The organism is Streptomyces sp. NBC_00328 (assembly GCF_036139655.1).
In the GTDB taxonomy this organism is placed as follows: Bacteria; Actinomycetota; Actinomycetes; order Streptomycetales; family Streptomycetaceae; genus Streptomyces.
The window spans coordinates 3,474,420-3,490,280 of the sequence record NZ_CP108013.1 but is presented as its reverse complement, the minus strand read 5'-3'; the positions used below and the strand labels follow the sequence as shown (position 1 = coordinate 3,490,280).

Annotated in this window: 15 protein-coding genes; 7 read left to right on the top strand and 8 right to left on the bottom strand. The window is 70.1% G+C overall.

Annotated elements, in window-relative coordinates; all coding sequences use genetic code 11:
• Positions 1–42 precede the first annotated feature (42 nt).
• The gene (locus tag OG485_RS15330) at positions 43–1,248 is read right to left on the bottom strand and encodes a PucR family transcriptional regulator (protein ID WP_328668860.1); all 1,206 of its coding nucleotides are present in this window, start codon (positions 1,246–1,248) and stop codon (positions 43–45) included.
• A 162-nt stretch (positions 1,249–1,410) separates the two neighbouring features.
• Here OG485_RS15330 and OG485_RS15325 point away from each other — a divergent pair, with 162 nt between their 5' ends.
• A complete protein-coding gene (locus OG485_RS15325) occupies positions 1,411–2,067 on the top strand; it encodes a pirin family protein (protein WP_328674473.1) in 657 nt (218 codons plus the stop codon).
• A 91-nt stretch (positions 2,068–2,158) separates the two neighbouring features.
• On the opposite strand, the gene OG485_RS15320 is transcribed toward OG485_RS15325, so the two are convergent.
• Both OG485_RS15320 and OG485_RS15315 read right to left on the bottom strand, forming a co-directional pair.
• Positions 2,159–2,980 carry a serine hydrolase domain-containing protein gene (locus OG485_RS15320; RefSeq protein WP_328668859.1) on the bottom strand — a complete coding sequence of 274 codons (822 nt, stop codon included), beginning with the start codon at positions 2,978–2,980 and terminating at the stop codon, positions 2,159–2,161.
• A gap of 18 nt (positions 2,981–2,998) precedes the next feature.
• Positions 2,999–3,469 (bottom strand): GNAT family N-acetyltransferase, encoded by a 471-nt coding sequence (locus tag OG485_RS15315; RefSeq protein ID WP_328668858.1) that lies wholly within the window; start codon positions 3,467–3,469, stop codon positions 2,999–3,001.
• 96 nt (positions 3,470–3,565) lie between these two features.
• Here OG485_RS15315 and OG485_RS15310 point away from each other — a divergent pair, with 96 nt between their 5' ends.
• Entirely contained in the window at positions 3,566–4,033 is a 468-nt protein-coding gene (locus OG485_RS15310; protein WP_328668857.1) for a MerR family transcriptional regulator, read from the top strand.
• Positions 4,034–4,171: 138 nt separating this feature from the next.
• On the opposite strand, the gene OG485_RS15305 is transcribed toward OG485_RS15310, so the two are convergent.
• The 3 genes from OG485_RS15305 to OG485_RS15295 form a co-directional block, all read right to left on the bottom strand.
• Positions 4,172–5,035 (bottom strand): DUF4429 domain-containing protein, encoded by an 864-nt coding sequence (locus OG485_RS15305; RefSeq protein WP_328674471.1) that lies wholly within the window; start codon positions 5,033–5,035, stop codon positions 4,172–4,174.
• 66 nt (positions 5,036–5,101) lie between these two features.
• Positions 5,102–6,310 (bottom strand): alpha/beta hydrolase, encoded by a 1,209-nt coding sequence (locus tag OG485_RS15300; RefSeq protein WP_328668856.1) that lies wholly within the window; start codon positions 6,308–6,310, stop codon positions 5,102–5,104.
• A gap of 500 nt (positions 6,311–6,810) precedes the next feature.
• Positions 6,811–7,479 carry a TetR family transcriptional regulator gene (locus tag OG485_RS15295; protein ID WP_328674468.1) on the bottom strand — a complete coding sequence of 223 codons (669 nt, stop codon included), beginning with the start codon at positions 7,477–7,479 and terminating at the stop codon, positions 6,811–6,813.
• 246 nt (positions 7,480–7,725) lie between these two features.
• Between OG485_RS15295 and OG485_RS15290 the strand changes: the two genes are divergently transcribed.
• Positions 7,726–9,345 (top strand): MFS transporter, encoded by a 1,620-nt coding sequence (locus tag OG485_RS15290; RefSeq protein ID WP_328668855.1) that lies wholly within the window; start codon positions 7,726–7,728, stop codon positions 9,343–9,345.
• A gap of 113 nt (positions 9,346–9,458) precedes the next feature.
• Positions 9,459–9,761 (top strand): small hydrophobic protein, encoded by a 303-nt coding sequence (locus OG485_RS15285; RefSeq protein ID WP_326788025.1) that lies wholly within the window; start codon positions 9,459–9,461, stop codon positions 9,759–9,761.
• 184 nt (positions 9,762–9,945) lie between these two features.
• On the opposite strand, the gene OG485_RS15280 is transcribed toward OG485_RS15285, so the two are convergent.
• Together OG485_RS15280 and aceE are read right to left on the bottom strand one after the other, a co-directional pair.
• Positions 9,946–10,725, bottom strand: coding sequence for a potassium channel family protein (locus tag OG485_RS15280; protein ID WP_328668854.1), 780 nt, complete (start codon positions 10,723–10,725; stop codon positions 9,946–9,948).
• A gap of 88 nt (positions 10,726–10,813) precedes the next feature.
• Complete coding sequence (aceE, locus tag OG485_RS15275; RefSeq protein ID WP_328668853.1) at positions 10,814–13,561, bottom strand: pyruvate dehydrogenase (acetyl-transferring), homodimeric type; 2,748 nt, start codon at positions 13,559–13,561, stop codon at positions 10,814–10,816.
• A gap of 465 nt (positions 13,562–14,026) precedes the next feature.
• Between aceE and OG485_RS15270 the strand changes: the two genes are divergently transcribed.
• The 3 genes from OG485_RS15270 to OG485_RS15260 all read left to right on the top strand — a co-directional run bounded on the left by OG485_RS15270 (position 14,027) and on the right by OG485_RS15260 (position 15,788).
• A complete protein-coding gene (locus OG485_RS15270; RefSeq protein WP_326788028.1) occupies positions 14,027–14,455 on the top strand; it encodes a DUF3052 domain-containing protein in 429 nt (142 codons plus the stop codon).
• 184 nt (positions 14,456–14,639) lie between these two features.
• Positions 14,640–15,098 carry a peroxiredoxin gene (locus OG485_RS15265; protein WP_328668852.1) on the top strand — a complete coding sequence of 153 codons (459 nt, stop codon included), beginning with the start codon at positions 14,640–14,642 and terminating at the stop codon, positions 15,096–15,098.
• Positions 15,099–15,212: 114 nt separating this feature from the next.
• Positions 15,213–15,788: a TerD family protein gene (locus OG485_RS15260; RefSeq protein ID WP_261702495.1), complete on the top strand. Its 576-nt coding sequence runs from the start codon at positions 15,213–15,215 to the stop codon at positions 15,786–15,788.
• Positions 15,789–15,861 lie beyond the last annotated feature (73 nt).

The window sequence follows — 15,861 nt, the reverse complement described above, 5'->3', positions numbered from 1 at the left end:
GACGAAGAACACGAGGGGGAATTGTAGGTCCCCGACAAAAGCCTAGGTTTGCGGATCTCCATCGGCCAGACGCCCCAGGATCAGCGCGATCCGCAGCGTGAACGCCGATCGAACATCCGAGGGCGACCAGCCGGTGACGTCAGTCACACGTCGTAGCCGGTAGCGCACGGTGTTGGGATGGACGAACAGCATCCGGGCCGCGCCTTCGAGGCTGCTCGCCTGCTCCAGGTAGACGGCCAGCGTCTCCAGGAGCGCGGAGCCCGCTTCCTCCAGCGGTCTGTAGATCTCCTCCACCAACTGCTCGCGGGCCGACGGGTCTCCGGCGATCGCGCGCTCCGGCAGCAGATCGTCCGCCAGTACCGGGCGCGGGGCGTCCTGCCAGGCGAAACACGCCTTCAGCCCGGCCGCCGCGGCCTGTGCCGACCGGGTCGCGGCCAGCAGATCGGGCACGATCGGCCCGGCCACGACCGATCCGGCGGCGTACGGACCGATCAGCGACTTGGCGACGGCGAGCGGGTTGTCGCTGCCGCCCGCGATGACGACCAGCCGGTTCCCGAGCACCCCCGTCAGCACCTGGAGCTTGGCGTGCCGGGCCGCCCGCCGGATCGCCTCGACCGTCAGCTCGCTGTCGCCGTCGGGCGCCGTGCCCAGCACCACGCAGACATGGTCGGGCGAGTTCCACCCGAGCGCGGCGGCCCGGGAGACGGCGCCCTCGTCGGCCTCGCCGGAGAGCACCGCGTTCACCACGAGCGACTCGAGCCGGGCGTCCCAGGCACCGCGTGCCTCCGCGGCCTGCGCGTACACCTGGGCGGTGGCGAAGGCGATCTCGCGGGCGTAGACGAGCAGCGCCTCACGCAACACGGATTCGTCGCCGGGCGCCGCCACCTCGTCGATGGCCGATTCCATGACCTCGATTGTCGTCCGCACCATCTCCACCGTCTGGCGCAGCGTGATGGCCCTGGTCAGCTCGCGTGGCGCGGTGCCGAAGACGTCGGTGGAGATGGCCTGCGGCGCGTCCGGGTGCCGGAACCACTCCGTGAAGGCCGCGATACCGGCCTGGGCGACCAGCCCGATCCACGACCGGTTCTCCGGTGGCATGGCCCGGTACCACGGCAACGTCTCGTCCATCCGCGTGATGGCCTGGGCGGCGAGACTGCCGGCCGACTTCTCCAGCCGCTTGAGGGTCGCGGTGTGCGAGTCGACTTCGTGCGCTGGGCGCTCGGTGTTGCTGGCTTCGGGTTCGGGCACGGGACAAGACTGCCTTATCCGGACGGAGCTGTGCGGCGGCGGGTCGCAAGTAGGCGGGAGGCGGGCCGCCGGGCCGGGGCCGGGGCCTGTCGTCCGGACCATGCGGCGGGACGTACCTCGGTGCCGCCCGATCGGGACGCCAGGCCCTACCGTGGGGGAGTGATGGACGTCCGCCGCGCCGACGAGCGCTACCGCGGAGGGGACCCGGCGGCCGGGATCTCCTCGCTCCACGCCTTTTCCTTCGGCCCGCACTACGACCCCGACAACCTCCGCTTCGGCGCGGTGATCGCCTGCAACGAGGAGCGGCTCGCCCCCGGCGCGGGCTTCGACGAGCACCCGCACAGCCACACCGAGATCGTCACCTGGGTGGTGGAGGGCGAACTGACCCATCGCGACTCGGCGGGGAACGAGTCGGTGCTGCGCCACGGGGACGTCCAGCGGCTGAGTTCGGCGGGAGGCGTCCGCCATGCCGAGCGCAACGACGGCGAGCTGCCGCTGGTCTTCGTCCAGATGTGGCTGGCCCCGGTGGAACCGGGCGGCGACCCCGCGTACGAGACCGTCCGCGGCATCGCCGACTCCACTCCGTACGCCGTTCCCGAGGCGGGAGCCATGCTCCATGTGCGCCGGCTGACGTCGGGCGAGCGCACGGCCGTCCCCGACGCGCCCCACGTCTACGTCCATGTCGTGCGCGGCGAGGTCCGGCTGGACGGCGTGGAACTGGGGGAGGGGGACGCGGCCCGGGTCACGGACGCGAAGGACCTGGAGCTGGTCGCCGGGGCCCCGGCGGAGCTGCTGGTGTGGGAGATGACGGTCGGCTGACGCCGGGGTTGGGCGCGAGGCGAGGCCTCCCGCGGGCCGACCGGACGCGGCGGTCTTCCCCGGCCCGCTCCGAGGCTGCCGCCGGCCCGCGTCAGGAGGCGAGTTCGGCCAGCACCGCGTCCGTGAAGGGCGTCCACGCCTCGACGGCCCAGGGGCCGAAGTTCCGGTCGGTCAGCGCGACGCAGGCGGCGCCCACGGCCGGGTCGACCCACAGGAACGTACCAGCCTGGCCGAAGTGGCCGAAGGTGCGCGGCGAGGACGAACTCCCCGTCCAGTGAGGTGACTTGGAGTCGCGGATCTCGAAGCCCAGCCCCCAGTCGTTGGGGTTCTGGTGGCCGTACCCCGGAAGGACGCCCTTGGTGCCTGGGTACTGGACGGTCATCGCCTCCGCGACCGTACGCGGGTCAAGCAGCCGCGGCGCCTGGAGCTCGGCGGCGAAGCGGACGAGGTCGTCCACGGTCGAGACACCGTCCCTCGCGGGCGAACCGTCCAGCGTCGTCGCGGTCATGCCGAGCGGTTCGAGAACCGCCTGGCGCAGATACTCCGCGAACGGCATGTCCGCCGCCTTGGCGATGTGGTCCCCGAGCACCTCGAACCCGGCGTTGGAGTACAGCCGCCGCTCCCCGGGCGTGAAGGTCGCCCGGTGCTCGTCGAAGGCCAGACCCGAGGTGTGCGCGAGCAGGTGCCGGACCGTCGAACCGGCGGGACCGGCGGGTTCGTCGAGCTCGATCGCCCCCTCCTCGTACGCGACGAGCGCGGCGTACGCGGCGAGCGGCTTGGTGACGGACGCCAGCGCGAACCGGTGCCCGTCCGGCCCGTGCGAGCCGGCCACGGTGCCGTCCGCGCGGACGACCGCGGCCGCGGCGGTGGGAACGGGCCAGTTCGAGATCAGCGCCAGGCTCTGCAAGGACATGCCCCGAGCCTAAGCGGCTCAGAGGCGCAGGCGCATCGAGGGGTCGGGCTTGCGGACGAACCCGAGGGCCGCGTAGAGCGGCTCGGCCTCGGCGGAGGCGTTGAGGTCGACCTGGGCGACACCGCGCTCACGGAACCAGCCGAGGAGCGTCTCCATGCAGGCGCGGGCGTAGCCGCGGCGCCGGGCGCCCGGATCGGTGGCGACGCTGAAGACGTACCCCACAGCACCGTGCGGATTGTCCGCCCGCCCGATCCGGTACTCGACCGTCCCGGCGACGAGCGCCGCGAGGGAGCCCGGCCGCTCCGGGTGGTCGACCACGAAGGCGGCGAAGGATCCCTCGGCATCGGCGAGCTTCGCGCGTACGGTCGGCAGCGACGCGGCGTGCCACTCGCTGGAGGAGCCGGCGTCGAAGACCGCATCGATCATCACCTGGCGCAGGCGCAGCACTTCCCGGGCGTCCTCGGGCGTGGCACGGCGTACGAGACTCATGATCCGCACGGTAGCCACCGCATCCCGGCCACGTCCTCGCATTTTCGGCGGATTCGGCTTGCTTGGAGTGCACTCCAAGGTTTTAGCGTGGGGGTCATGACGGTGATGGAGACCACAGCCGGGGCCACCGGGACCGACGCGTGCGCCGGGCCTCCCGAGCAGGAGCGGCGCCCGGACGGCCGGGACAACTACACGATCAGCGAGGTCGTCGCCTTCACCGGCCTCAGCGCACACACCCTGCGCTGGTACGAGCGCATCGGGCTGATGCCGCACATCGACCGCTCGCACACCGGCCAGCGCCGCTACAGCAACCGCGACCTGGACTGGCTGGACCTCGTCGGCAAGCTCCGGCTCACCGGGATGCCGGTCGCCGACATGGTCCGCTACGCGGAGATGGTGCGCGCCGGCGACCACACGTACATGGACCGCTACGAGCTCCTGGAAGCGACCCGGCGGGACGTCAAGGACCGGATCGCGGAGCTCCAGGACACCCTCGCGGTGCTCGACCGGAAGATCGGCTTCTACGGGGACGCGACCAGCGTCCTCGCCTCGGAGCCGTCCTGACGGCGGAGGCCCGGCCACGGCCGGGCACGGCCGGCACCCGAGGGCACCGGCCCGCTCCAGCCTGTCCGCCGACGCAGTCTCGCCGGAGCCGGTCCCCGGGAGCCGGCCCGTCGGCTCGGGCCCGCCGGAGCCGGCCCGCTAGAGCTGGGCGAGCAGTTCCGCCTTCTTCACGGAGAACTCCTCGTCCGTGACGAGCCCCGCCTCGTGCAGTTCCCCCAGATGCCGGATCCGGTCGGCGATGTCGGCCGGGTCGCGGTGCGGCGCCGCGGCTGCGACCACCGGCGCGGGGCTCGCGGAGCGCGCGGCGGCGAGCACGGCCGCGGCGAACGGCAGCGACTCGTGGACGGGCCCGTACCCGAGCCCGAAGACGACCGCCGCCGGGTCCTGGTCCGCCTGCGCGGGATGGGCCGGGGCGGGATCCCGCCGCAGCAGCCGCAGATGCCCCTCGAACACCTCGGGGGAGCGCCACTCGACCCCGCACAGCGAGGAGACCGGGAAGGTCTGGTCGCCGGCTTTCCACTTCGCCGAGGACGCGCCCGTCCAGAACCACCGGAAGGACACCGTCTTGCCGTCGAAGGTGGCCTTTCCGTCGTAGGCCTTGAAGGTCAGCGGCCCCTCGGGCGGCTTCACGAGAAAGCGCTCGGCGGGCTCGTCGTCAGTGGTGAGCTGTCCGCGCAGCTCGTCCGCGTAGTACTCGGCGAGCGTCTCGCGTTCGGCGGGCAGCACCAGCCGATAGGGGTCGCACCCCTCCTTGAGCTGTCCCGCGGCCGCTTCCATCAGCGGATCGGCGCCGGGTCTCGGCACCGCACGCAGAACGACCGTGCCTCGCTTCCCGGGCGTCAGCGTCACCGCCGCGAGCGCCTCCAGGGGGACACGGCGTTCGCCGAGCGCCTGGAACAGCTTCGGTGTACGGATCCCCCGTTCGAAGCGGATGAGCACGGAGTCGGACTCGAACTCCCAGGCGGCATGAAATCCGGCCAGTACGTCACCCATGCGGGCCATCGTATGCGGCACGCAAGCCTCCGTCGCCTCTCTGGGCGGACCGCAGTTTTTCGTCCTCTACGCGCGTCAGGCCGACGCGCCGACGGACAAACCCGTCCGGCAGGCGTCGTCATCACGCGCGCAGCTGACAGCGCGGTACGCGCCGATCCCGATCTCCGCGAAGTTGCGGAGACTCTCCGTGCCCGGCTCGAAGTAGCCGGCGTGACCCTTCGCCCCCTCGGCCGACAGGACGCGCGCCCCGAACCCGTTCGACACCGGGTCCGCGCCGTGTCCGAGGCCGCCGACCTCCATGTGCGGCACGTCCTGGATCCAGTCGTCCGCGTCGCGCATCGCCCAGACCCGGGCCGTGGTGTGCAGGTTGGCCGCCTTCGCCGCCCGCATGCCGGGGCTGCCCGCCACCGCTATGTCGGACACCCGGGAGGGCAGCGAAGAGGCCGCCACCCCGCACAGGACCGAGCCGTAGCTGTGGCAGTACAGCGCCACCTCCGAACTGCCCGGCAGCGCCCGCACCAGCGCGTTCAGCCGTACCGCGCCGTCCTCGGCCCGCATGGCGGTGGCCGAGTCGATACCGAGTCCGCTGGGCGTCGTGTAGTCGGCCCACGCGATCACGGCCGTCCGCATGCCCGGGTCCGCCGAGCGCTCGGCCCTGTACAGCGAGCCCGCCATGCCGACCGGCGCCGAGTACTGCTTGTACGTGCGCTGGAAGGTGAGCAGGTCGGTGTCGACACCGGGGACCACGACCGAGACCCGGCGGGCCTTGTCGAGGTCGCCGAAGACCTCGGCGATCCGGCCCGAGCCGTTGGGGTCGAAGGCCAGGATCCTGCGGTCCTTGTGCAGCAGCGCTTCGTAGCGGTGCATGCGGCGGCCCGCGTCGTACTGGCCGAGCGAGGACAGCCGGTTGTCGTGCATGCGCCCGCGCTCGACCGTGCGCTCGTGCTTGAGCGCCAGACGGTTCGCCGCGTAGCGCAGGGTCACCGGCGCACCGTTCATGTTGCCGACCGCGAGTGGATAACGGTGGGCGAGCCGCGAACGCTGCTGCGCGTCGAGCGTGGTGAAGAACTGGGACAGCGAAGCCGGAGCGGAGTCCGGGTCGGGCAGCTTGTGCCCGGCGATGCTGCCGCGTTCCCACGCGGAGCGCGACGCCTGGAGCGGAGATGCTGTCCGGTGGCTGTGGAGCGCGGTCCAGCCACTGGTGGCCAGCATCACGAACACCACGGCCAGCGCGAGCAGTGCGCGCCAGACGTTGAGTTGGGGGGTGGTGTCGAAGGAAGTCACTGAGAGGACACCCTAGGAGAAGTGAAGAGCCTCCCGTTAAACGAGTGACTGGGATCACGTTTCTGATGGGGTAATTAGGGCAAACCGGGTTCAGTTTGAGTTAAATAGTGACGCTGTGTACGTGCTTTTCCGCTATGCGTGTGCGATATGTGACGCTCTGCGTGGGGGTGTTGTGATGGTCCGGCGCCTTCGCGGAGCGTCTCGCGCGGGCGTCGTCCGTACAACGAGCGCGGGCGTGCGCGAGGTTCCGTACGCGGGCGGGCGCCGGCTCGAGTACGGGTTCTGCGACAGACCGTGTACGCGGGAGGGCGTCGTATTCCGTACGCCGGTCCGAACCGGCTCTCCCGCCCGGGGGCGGGTACCGGGTGTCGCGCCGGGGCTTCCAGGGGGTGTCGCGCCGGCTTCCAAGAGGTGACCCGGCGGGCTTCCGGAGGGTGACCCGGCGGGCTTCCAAGGGGTGATCCGGCGATACGAAGCGTCACCGGGGCATCACCGGATCGTCACCGCGGCGCGCTGCCCCACTTCTCCGCCAACGCGGGCCCCACCTGGTCGAGATAGGCCGCGGTCAGCTCGCGGATCGCCTCGACGCTGGTGTCCTCGCCCGCGCCCCACAGCCGGCCCGTCACCCGCATCACCCCGCCGAACACCGCGACCGCGATGCGCGGGCGCGGGTCCGTATCCACGTCGAGGCCCTCGCGCTCGGCGATGAGCCGCGCGATCTCCTCCTCGATCTCCTCCGAGCGGCGCAGATGCGCGGCGAGCAGCGCGGGGGTCGACTCGATCAATTGGTAGGTGCGCATGTGCAGTTCGATGGGCACCACCTCCTCGATCGCCTCGCCGATCGTGTCCCAGCTCTCCAGGACGGCCCGGCGCAGTGCCTCCAACGGGGCCTCGTGGGGCGGTCGTTCGCGTACCGCGTCGATGAAATGTGCCTCCGTGAGCCGCTGGAGGAACAGGGCGGCGTCCTCCTTGCCCGCGAAGTAGCGGAAGAAGGTGCGCTGGGAGACGTCGACGGCCTCGGCGATCTCGTCGACCGTGGTCCGCTCGTAACCCTGGGTGGTGAACAGTTCGAGGGCGGCCCGCAGCAGGGCGTCCCGGGTGCGCTGCTTCTTGCGCTCCCGCAGCCCGGGGCGTGCCACCACCGACTCCGTAGACGCCACCGACGCCATGGGCTCCGCCGATGCCGTCGCGCCGACAGCCGACGCCTCCGTCCCGGCCGTCGGCTCCGCCGTTCCGGCCGCGTCCGCCGCGTCCGCCGCGTCTGCCACGCCTGCCGTGTCCACCGTTTCCGTCATGTGCCGCGTTCTCTCCCAACCGAGCCGTTCGCGCAGTTCAGCCTATCTGTGAGCGACGTGACAGTGACCGACTTGTGAATCGGTTTGTCAATTGTCAGCGGCTGTCACTAGCCTCGAAAAATGACTAGTCAGACCACCATCGACAAGACGGGCCCGGAGGACAAGACTCCGGACTCCCCGTTGGACCGGGCTCCGTCCACGGGCCTGCGCGGCCATCCGTGGTTCACCCTCATCACCGTGGCTGTCGGGGTCATGATGGTGGCCCTGGACGGCACCATCGTGGCCATCGCCAACCCGGCCATCGCCAAGGACCTCGGCGCGACCTTCTCCGACGTCCAGTGGATCACCAACGCCTACTTCCTCGCCCTCGCGGTCTCCCTCATCACCGCGGGCAAGCTCGGCGACCGCTTCGGACACCGGCAGACCTTCCTGATCGGCGTGACCGGCTTCGCCGCCGCGTCCGGCGCGATCGGCCTGTCGCACAGCATCGCCCTCGTGGTCACCTTCCGCGTGTTCCAGGGCCTGTTCGGCGCGCTGCTCATGCCGGCCGCGCTGGGCCTGCTCCGCGCGACCTTCCCGGCCGAGAAGCTGAACATGGCGATCGGCATCTGGGGCATGGTCATCGGCGCCTCCACCGCGGGCGGCCCGATCCTCGGCGGACTGCTCGTCCAGCACGTCAGCTGGCAGTCGGTGTTCTTCATCAACGTGCCGGTCGGCCTGATCGCCCTCGTGCTGGGCCTGCTGATCCTGCTCGACCACCGCGCCGAGAACGCCCCGCGCTCCTTCGACATCCTCGGCATCGTGCTGCTGTCCGGCGCGATGTTCTGCCTGGTGTGGGCCCTGATCAAGGCCCCGGCCTGGGGCTGGGGCGACGGCAAGACCTGGCTCTTCCTGGGGCTGTCGGTCCTGGGCTTCGCGCTGTTCTCCTTCTGGGAGACGCGGGTGAAGGAACCGCTGATCCCGCTCGCCCTCTTCCGCTCCGTCCCGCTCTCGGCGGGTGTGGTGCTGATGGTGCTCATGGCCATCGCCTTCATGGGCGGACTGTTCTTCGTGACCTTCTACCTCCAGAGCGTCCACGGCATGAGCCCGGTCGACGCGGGCCTGCACCTGCTCCCGCTCACCGGCATGATGATCGTCGGCTCCCCGCTCGCGGGTCTGGCCATCACCAAGCTCGGCCCGCGCATCCCGCTCGCGAGCGGCATGGCGGCCACCGCGATCGCCATGTACGGCATGTCGACGCTGGAGGCCGACACCTCCAGCGGGGTGATGTCCGTCTGGTTCGCCCTGCTCGGCTTCGGCCTCGCGCCGGTCATGGTCGGCGCGACCGAGGTCATCGTCGGCAACGCGCCGATGGAGCTCTCCGGCGTCGCCGGCGGTCTCCAGCAGGCCGCCATGCAGGTCGGCGGAAGCCTCGGTACGGCCGTCCTGGGCGCCGTGATGGCCTCCAAGGTCGACAGCGCCCTCCCGGGCAACTGGACCGACGCCAAGCTGCCGCCGCTCACCCCGGCCCAGCTCGACCAGGCTTCCGAGGCGGTCCGGGTCGGCGTCGCGCCGGTCACCAAGGACACCCCGGCCGCGATCGCCGCGCAGATCACCGACGTCGCCCACGAGACCTTCATCTCCGGCATGAGCCTCGCCTGCCTCGTCGCCGCGGGTGTCGCCGTCGTGGCCGTCTTCGTCGCGCTGCTCACCAAGCGGGGCGAGAACGCGGAGGCCGGCGCGGGCGTCGGCCACATCTGACCCTCTCGCCTCCGACAGACCCGTCCGGGCCCGGGCGGGTCTGTCGGCGTGAAACGGGGGTACCCGGTCCATCGACCCGAACCGACCGACAGGTCACGGGAGTTCAGGAGCGGATGATGGCGGGTTTCGGAAACGGTACGCGCAGGCACCCCCGTTCACGTGGCCGTACAGGATCACGGACCGGGCCGGACAGCGCGACCCTGGGGATCGTCGGCACCGTGTGCGCGGTGGCCGGGTTCTTCACGCTGGGGATCGTCCTCGGGCCGGCCGCGATGGTCTGCGGGTGGCTCGCGATGGGCCGCCGCTGGACCGGCTCGGGGCCGGTGCCGGCACTGATAGCCCTGGTGCTGGGAGCGATCGACACACTCCTGGCGGTCATCTGGCTGGGCGGCGGACCGGGCAACGGCCTGCTCTGACACCGGAGGGGCCGGACCGGATACGGGCCCGTGTGCCGCCTGAGCGGCGCGCGGGCCCGTCGGCGTGTTCGGGGCGGGCCCACCCGGTCTGTACGAGCGGCCCACCTGTCCGTACGAGCGTGTCCACCAGCCTGTACGACCGAGCCGCCGTCCCCCACCGTTCCCCACGCTCCCCGGACAGGTCCTAGGTGGGCGAGTGTTCCTCCGACCCCGCCGACAAGGGATGCGGCAGGATTCCCGGGCCGCCGGTCAGGGCCGCGACCTCGGCCCGCAGCGCCTGCACCTCGGCCGTCAGCGCCTCGATCGCCGCGGTCTGCCGCCGCTCCTCCACGTCGTCCTTCTCGAACCGGGAGATGAACCAGGCGGCGATGTTGGCGGTGACCACACCGAGGAGGGCGATCCCGGAGAGCATCAGGCCGACCGCGAGGACGCGGCCCATCCCCGTCGTCGGGGCGTGGTCCCCGTACCCCACGGTCGTCATCGTCGTGAACGACCACCACACCGCGTCACCCAGCGTCTTGATGTTCCCGTTCGGCGAGTCCCGCTCCACCGAGAGCACGGCCAGCGAGCCGAACATCAGCAGGCCGACGACCGCGCCCCCGACGTACGTCGTCAGCCGGATCTGCGAGGCCATCCGCGCGCGCCGCCCCACCAGCATCAGCGTGGCGACGAGCCGCAGCAGCCGCAGCGGCTGGAGGATCGGCAGGATCACGGCGCACAGGTCGAGCCAGTGGCCGCGGACGAAGGACATCCGTCGCGGTGTGAGGGCGAGCCGCACGAGGTAGTCGGTCGCGAAGGCCCCCCACACCACCCACTCCACCACCGTGCAGGTGAACGCCACGGTTCGGCCGGCGTCGCTGTCCACGATCGGCACGGCGTACGCGAGGGCGAACGCCACCGCGAGGACGAGCAGGGGCCGCTGGGTGCGCAGTTCCCAACGGGCCTGTGCCGAGTCTTCCTTCATGCCCGCATCGTAGAAAGAAAACGGGCGAGGGGCGGCGGGCCCACGGCCCGTCGCCCCTCGCCCGTCGTACCGGCGGCCAGGACCTGCCCTACGCGTCGCCGCCCGCCGCGCCCGGGTCGGCCGCCCTCACGTCGAGGAGCTGGTAGCGGTCGACGGCCTGCTTCAGCACCGAGCGGTCCACCTTGCCCTCACGGGCCAGCTCGGTCAGCACGGCGACCACGATCGACTGCGCGTCGATGTGGAAGAAGCGCCGGGCCGCGCCGCGCGTGTCCGCGAAGCCGAAGCCGTCCGCGCCGAGGGACTGGTAGGTGCCGGGCACCCACCGGGCGATCTGGTCGGGAACCGACCGCATCCAGTCGGAGACGGCCACGAACGGACCCTGGGCGGAGGACAGCTTCCGCGTCACGTACGGGACGCGCTGCTCCTCCTCGGGGTGCAGCAGGTTGTGCCGCTCCACGTCGACCGCCTCGCGCCGCAGCTCGTTCCAGGAGGTCGCCGACCAGACGTCGGCCCTGACGTTCCACTCCTCGGCGAGGATCCGCTGCGCCTCCAGAGCCCACGTGACGCCGATACCGGACGCCATGATCTGGGCGGGGATGGTGCCCGAGGTGCCCTCGCTGAAGCGGTAGAGGCCCTTCAGGATGCCCTCGGCGTCCACGTTCTCCGGCTCGGCCGGGTGCTGGAGCGGCTCGTTGTAGACGGTGAGGTAGTAGAAGACGTCCTCGCCGTGCGGGTACTCCTCGGACGAGCCGTACATGCGGCGCAGACCGTCCTGGACGATGTGCGCGATCTCGAAGCCGAACGCCGGGTCGTAGGCGACACAGCCCGGGTTCGTCGAGGCGAGCAGCTGCGAGTGGCCGTCCGCGTGCTGGAGACCCTCACCGGTCAGCGTCGTCCGTCCGGCGGTCGCGCCCAGGACGAAACCGCGCGCCAGCTGGTCGGCCATCTGCCAGAACTGGTCACCCGTTCGCTGGAAACCGAACATCGAGTAGAAGACGTAGACCGGGATGAGCGGCTCGCCGTGCGTGGCGTACGCCGAACCCGCGGCGATCAGCGAGGCCGTGCAGCCCGCCTCGGAGATGCCGTCGTGCAGCATCTGGCCGGTCGGCGACTCCTTGTAGGCGAGCAGCAGTTCGCGGTCCACCGACTCGTACTGCTGGCCGAGCGGGTTGTAGATCTTCGCGCTCGGGAAGAACGAGTCCATGCCGAACGTGCGGTACTCGTCGGGCGCGATCAGCACGAACCGCTTGCCGATCTCCTTGTCCCGCATGAGGTCCTTGAGCAGTCGCACAAAGGCCATGGTCGTGGCGATGGACTGCTGACCCGAGCCCTTCTTCACGCTCGCGTACGTCTTGTCCTCGGGCAGCACCAGCGGCTTCGACCGCACGACGCGCGTCGGGACGTACCCGCCGAGCCCCTTGCGGCGGTCGTGCATGTACTGGATCTCCTCCGAGCTGCGGCCCGGGTGGTAGTACGGCGGCGCGCCGTCCTCCAGCTCCTTGTCGGAGATCGGCAGGTGCAGCCGGTCGCGGAAACCCTTGAGGTCGGCGACCGTCAGCTTCTTCATCTGGTGCGTGGCGTTGCGGCCCTCGAAGTTCGGGCCGAGCGTCCAGCCCTTGACCGTCTGCGCCAGGATCACCGTCGGCTGGCCCGCGTGCGCCTTGGCCGCCGAGAACGCCGCGAAGATCTTCTTGTGGTCGTGACCGCCGCGCCCCAGGTGCAGGATCTGGTCGTCGGTCATGCCCTCGACCATCGCGCGCAGCCGGTGGTCGTCGCCGAAGAAGTGGTCGCGGATGTACGAACCCGTCTCCGTGGCGTACGTCTGGAACTGGCCGTCCGGCGTGGTGTTCAGCCGGTTGACGAGCACCCCGTCGCGGTCCTGTGCGAGCAGCGGGTCCCAGGTGCGGTCCCAGACGAGCTTGATGACGTTCCAGCCGGCGCCCCGGAACTGCGACTCCAGCTCCTGGATGATCTTGCCGTTGCCGCGTACGGGGCCGTCGAGGCGCTGGAGGTTGCAGTTCACGACGAAGGTCAGGTTGTCCAGGCCCTCGCGTGCGGCGATCGAGAGCTGGCCCAGCGACTCCGGCTCGTCCATCTCGCCGTCGCCGAGAAACGCCCATACGTGGGACTTGGAGGTGTCCGCGATACCGCGCGCCTCCATGTAGCGGTTCATCCGCGCCTGGAAGATCGCGCCGAGCGGGCCGAGGCCCATCGACACGGTCGGGAACTCCCAGAAGCCCGGCATCAGCCGCGGGTGCGGGTACGAGGACAGCCCGTGGGGCGCCTTCGACTTCTCCTGGCGGAACGCGTCGAGCTGCTGCTCGGAGAGCCGGTCGAGGAGGAACGCGCGGGCGTAGATGCCCGGTGAGGCGTGCCCCTGGAAGAAGATCTGGTCGCCGCCGTCGCCCTCGTCCTTGCCGCGGAAGAAGTGGTTGAAGCCGACGTCGTAGAGCGAGGCCGAGGAGGCGAAGGTCGCGATGTGGCCGCCGACGCCGATGCCGGGGCGCTGTGCCCTGGAGACCATCACGGCGGCGTTCCAGCGGGTCGCGTTGAGGATCTTGCGCTCGATCTCCTCGTTGCCGGGGAAGAACGGCTCGTCCTTGGTCGCGATCGTGTTGACGTAGTCCGTGCTGCGCATCTCGGGCACGGCCACGCGCTTCTCACGGGCTCGCTCGATCAGCCGCAGCATCAGATAGCGGGCCCGCTCCCGGCCGCGCTCGTCGACGGCGGCGTCGAGGGAGTCGAGCCACTCCTGAGTCTCCTCAGGGTCGAAGTCCGGGACCTGGCTGGGAAGGCCGCCAATGATGATCGGGTTGCGATCGGATCCGGAAGCCACGCTGTTCCTTCGCTGTCAGAGGGCTGTCTTCGGTGGGTTTTCCCTGCATCTGCACCGATCCCCATCGTGTACCCCGCGAACGAGTACGTCATCTCTACCAGGGGGTAATGGAGACGCTCGTGCGGACCGTTGGGACGGTCTCGACCAAAACGTAACGATACGCTCAGGGCGTGACGCGTTCCGCAAAGTCGTTCGGCTTTCGCACGCTCCAAGGGTTCCGAAGGGAACAAATGGGGCAGAAGTGTGTGGTGCCCGTCACGCGGCGTCATGATGGCCCGTCGGGAGTTGCGTCGGCACTGCCAGGATCGTCACCGTTTCGACGGTCTCGGCGGCCGGGTACTTGCGCGATCCGCTCCGCCCGTGTGGACTACGGCCAACGCTTCGCGTACGCGCGTGGCTGAGATCCCCCGGCTCTGGACGAGCAGGGGGAGACCCCAATTCCGAAACATGATCAGGAGGCAAGCCGTGAGCGCGACCGCGGACCACGCGGAGGAGCGGACCAACCCGGCCGCCAGGCTGGGGTTCGAGCCCGGACAGGTGGTCCAGGAGATCGGCTTCGACGACGACGTTGACCACGAGCTCCGTGAAGGCATCGAATCGCTGATCGGCCAGGATCTGGTCGACGAGGACTACGACGACGTCGCAGACGTGGTGTTGTTGTGGTTCCGGGACGAGGACGGCGATCTCACGGACGCACTGGTGGACGTCATCGGTCTCCTTGAGGACGGCGGCCAGATCTGGCTGCTGACCCCGAAGACCGGCAGGGACGGTTACGTCGAGCCCAGCGACATCAGTGATGCCGCACAGACAGCCGGCCTCTCCCAGACGAAGAGCATCTCCGTCGGCAAGGAATGGTCGGGCACCCGCCTGGCCACCCCCAAGTCGAAGCGCTGAGCTGCAGCCCCGTCTGCAAGCAGGGCATCCGTGAGGCCCCCGCCGAGCCACCTCGGCGGGGGCCTCACGCATGCCCCGAACCGGCACCCGGGGGACCCGGTGGGGGTCGCGCCGCCGCCGGGAGTCGATCAATGCGTACGCTGGTCGTCACCCGAACGGACCCTTGGAAGGGAAGCGAGTGACTATGGCCATCGAGGTCGGCACCAAGGCCCCGGACTTCGAGCTGAAGGACAACCACGGCGCCACCGTGAAGCTGTCCGACTTCCGTGGCGAGAAGAACGTCGTACTGCTCTTCTACCCCTTCGCTTTCACCGGCGTGTGCACCGGCGAGCTGTGCTCCCTGCGTGACAGCCTGCCGCAGTTCACGGACCGCGACACCCAGCTCCTCGCGGTCTCCAACGACTCCATCCACACCCTGCGCGTCTTCGCCGAGCAGGAGGGTCTGGAGTACCCGCTTCTCTCCGACTTCTGGCCGCACGGCAACATTTCGCGCGCGTACGGCGTCTTCGACGAGGACAAGGGCTGCGCCGTGCGCGGCACGTTCATCATCGACAAGGAAGGCGTCGTCCGCTGGACGGTCGTCAACGCGCTGCCGGACGCGCGTGACCTGAACGAGTACGTCAAGGCGCTCGACACCCTGTGATTCTTCGGTTCCAAGCCCTGCAAGGCACGGGAACCCGTCACTAGGATCGAACCGTTGATCCGATACCAACGCACCTACGGGGCTCCCCGCCCCTGAACACCATTGGGAGGACTCGTGGGAGTCAGCCTCAGCAAGGGCGGCAACGTATCGCTGTCGAAGGAGGCCCCGGGACTGACCGCGGTCATCGTCGGCCTGGGATGGGACGCCCGTACCACCACCGGCGTGGACTTCGACCTCGATGCCAGCGCCATCCTCACGAACGCGGACGGCAAGGTCAGCTCCGACCAGAACTTCGTGTTCTTCAACAACCTGAAGAGCCCGGACGGCTCGGTGGAGCACACCGGCGACAACATCACCGGTGAGGGCGAGGGCGACGACGAGCAGATCAAGGTCAATCTCGCCACCGTTCCCGCCGACATCACGAAGATCGTGTTCCCGGTCTCCATCTACGAGGCCGAGAACCGCCAGCAGTCCTTCGGGCAGGTCCGCAACGCGTACATCCGCGTGGTGAACCAGGCCGGCGAGGCGGAGATCGCGCGCTACGACCTCTCCGAGGACGCCTCGACGGAGACCGCGATGGTCTTCGGCGAGCTCTACCGCAACGGCGCCGAGTGGAAGTTCCGTGCCATCGGCCAGGGCTACGCCTCGGGCCTGCGCGGCATCGCGCAGGACTTCGGCGTCAACGTCTGAGTCCGCAGGCCCTCGGGCATCCCGGTCCGGTGCCGCACCGCTTCGGTGCGGCACCGGACCGGCCGTACCAAAT

Bases quoted from the DNA above. Each gene is read 5' to 3' on its own strand.
- OG485_RS15290 (WP_328668855.1), top strand. From the start codon at position 7,726: ATGACTAGTCAGACCACCATCGACAAGACGGGCCCGGAGGACAAGACT.
- OG485_RS15320 (WP_328668859.1), bottom strand. From the start codon at position 2,980: ATGTCCTTGCAGAGCCTGGCGCTGATCTCGAACTGGCCCGTTCCCACC.
- OG485_RS15285 (WP_326788025.1), top strand. From the start codon at position 9,459: ATGATGGCGGGTTTCGGAAACGGTACGCGCAGGCACCCCCGTTCACGT.
- OG485_RS15305 (WP_328674471.1), bottom strand. From the start codon at position 5,035: ATGGCCCGCATGGGTGACGTACTGGCCGGATTTCATGCCGCCTGGGAG.
- OG485_RS15295 (WP_328674468.1), bottom strand. From the start codon at position 7,479: ATGGCGTCGGTGGCGTCTACGGAGTCGGTGGTGGCACGCCCCGGGCTG.
- OG485_RS15325 (WP_328674473.1), top strand. From the start codon at position 1,411: ATGGACGTCCGCCGCGCCGACGAGCGCTACCGCGGAGGGGACCCGGCG.
- OG485_RS15280 (WP_328668854.1), bottom strand. From the start codon at position 10,725: ATGAAGGAAGACTCGGCACAGGCCCGTTGGGAACTGCGCACCCAGCGG.
- OG485_RS15315 (WP_328668858.1), bottom strand. From the start codon at position 3,469: ATGAGTCTCGTACGCCGTGCCACGCCCGAGGACGCCCGGGAAGTGCTG.
- OG485_RS15310 (WP_328668857.1), top strand. From the start codon at position 3,566: ATGACGGTGATGGAGACCACAGCCGGGGCCACCGGGACCGACGCGTGC.
- OG485_RS15265 (WP_328668852.1), top strand. From the start codon at position 14,640: ATGGCCATCGAGGTCGGCACCAAGGCCCCGGACTTCGAGCTGAAGGAC.